The organism is Rhizobacter sp. P2_H2 (assembly GCF_056403375.1).
In genome coordinates this window covers 1-1,249 of the sequence record NZ_JBFUFP010001351.1, presented here as the reverse complement: position 1 = coordinate 1,249, position 1,249 = coordinate 1, and the positions used below count along the sequence as shown (strand labels likewise).

3 protein-coding genes are annotated in these 1,249 nt (G+C 65.7%); all 3 read right to left on the bottom strand.

What is annotated here, in order from left to right; genetic code table 11:
* A partial coding sequence (locus AC1D15_RS33010) for a hypothetical protein (RefSeq protein ID WP_477829390.1) occupies positions 1-239 on the bottom strand: 239 nt, incomplete at its 3' end.
* Positions 240-329: 90 nt separating this feature from the next.
* A complete protein-coding gene (locus tag AC1D15_RS33005; RefSeq protein WP_477829389.1) occupies positions 330-692 on the bottom strand; it encodes a hypothetical protein in 363 nt (120 codons plus the stop codon).
* Positions 689-1,249 (bottom strand): hypothetical protein (locus AC1D15_RS33000; RefSeq protein ID WP_477829388.1); only part of this gene is annotated, 561 nt, incomplete at its 5' end. The genes AC1D15_RS33005 and AC1D15_RS33000, both read right to left, overlap by 4 nt.

Sequence of the window (1,249 nt, the reverse complement as noted above, 5' to 3'; positions counted from 1 at the left end):
ACCGAGTATTGCACCGCACCGAACTGATGATCGAGGTCTGGCGACTGCCACTCGATGCCGGTCGGGGACTGGAACTTGTAGCCTGACGACTCAATCTGGAAATTGATCGTCACGATTCCGTTGGCGACGGTCTGCGGGAGGTTCAAGACCTCCGGGCTGACGGTGGTCTTCAGCACGTCCTGATTGTTTTCGTCCTTGACCACATAGGCGAAGACGTGAACTGTGATGGGAAGGCCCATGATGCATAGCTCCTTTGGCGCCGTCGCCGCCGTGCGCGGCGTCCAGCTGGTTGACGAGGTCGAGGTGTGCGGGCTCGCGGCAGCGCCCGATCAGCGGGTGTCGTTCTGCACCACCGGATCGACCGAGCCTCTCCGCTCCTCTTTGCTCGACTTCACGTTGACCGTATAGGGGTACGCCCTGCCGCTGTAGTTCTGGTTCTCGACCATGGCCTGCCTGCGGTCTGAGCTGTACCACGGTTGCCCGAACTGGTTGTCGGTGTCGCCGGTGAACACAATGCCGTTGTCATCGAAGATGACATCCACCGATTCGATCCTGAAGGTGATGGTGGTAGCCCCATCGAAAGGGAGCGCCGGCAGGTTCAGGACTTCGGGCGTTACGTGCGCATCCAGCTCACCGTTTTTGGTCGACGGGCCCACGTAGGCGACGATGCTGACTGTGATGGGAATGCTCATGATGTTTTCTTTCCTTTGGCGCTATTGCCGCCCCGCGCGGCGTCCAGCTGGTTGACGAGATCGAGATAAGCGGGGTGTCGGTACGAGGTGTGCTGGATGCGGTCGACCACCTGCCGGGCCGCCTCGCGATCGCCGAGGCGAAGGCGCACGCGCGCCAGCGTGGTCAGCACCGAGCCGTCGTCCAGTGCGGCGAAGGGTTGCAGCAACTCGGCCGCGCGGGCCCAGGCCGCCCGGGCCGCGGCAGGGTCGCCGTCGGCCTGCAGGTTGCCCAGTGTCTCGGCGGCGGTCGCCATCACCACGGTGAGGTTCACGCGGCCCAGCGTGCCCTTCGCCACCACCGACGACGACATGGACAGGTAGGCAGCGAGCTGCGACACCAGCGCCGCACGGTCCGCCGGCGCCAGCAGCGCCGAGTACGCGAGCGCACGCCCCTTCAGGTCGACCGAGTAGCGTGGCGAGGCGGGGCTGACGCCGTCCAGCCCCTTGGCGCAATCGACCGTGGCCGCGAGGCCGGCCGCGGCTTCGGCGGCGCGCGCCATCGCCAGGTCGACCTCCAC

Coding starts and splice junctions, on each gene's coding strand:
- AC1D15_RS33005 (WP_477829389.1), bottom strand. CDS start 692: ATGAGCATTCCCATCACAGTCAGCATCGTCGCCTACGTGGGCCCGTCG.